Annotated in this window: 1 pseudogene; it reads right to left on the reverse strand. The window is 52.6% G+C overall.

Annotation, left to right across the window (positions count from 1 at the left end):
- Positions 1-512: pseudogene (locus tag ACTXGO_RS15985) on the reverse strand (hypothetical protein); the annotation flags it as partial.
- Between the last annotated feature and the right edge of the window lie 56 nt (positions 513-568).

Raw genomic sequence — 568 nt, forward strand, 5'->3', positions numbered from 1 at the left:
TCGCCAGTAGCGGTGGCCTGATGACCAAAAGCTTGTGCCTGTGCACCAGTAGCGTTTGACTGCCAACCAATAGCAGTTGCGCCTGCACCCTCTGCAATTGACTCACCACCAATGGCGGTCGTTGAGTTGCCCAAGGCTTGTGCGCCGGCGCGCGAGCCATCTTCAGACACACCGCCGCCAAGCGCGACGGCATCAACACCGTCAGCTTGGGAGTTGGCACCAATTGAGATAGCGTTTTCAAACGAGGCAAAGGCAGTGTTACCGATTGCTATAGCGTTTTCATCTGACGCAAAAGCGTTTTGACCGACGGCGGTGGCATTGTCGGCGAAAGCGCTAGTGTTAGGGCCACAAGCTAGAGCGTCTGTGCCGAAGCTAGTCGCGCCTCCTGTATCACCGCTGTCTAATTGACATTCAGCTGCCATAACAGTGTTAGCACTTAAAGAGGCGGCGGCAATAGCTAAGGTTAGAGCACTAATTTTAAGTGCTGAGTGTGGAAGAAAGTCCGTTTTCATAGTGTTAAATCCTTTTAAAAAAGCCATCTGGGCTTTGTGGGTAGTTGGGCGATGCT

Source organism: Psychrobacter sp. T6-1, from assembly GCF_052258445.1.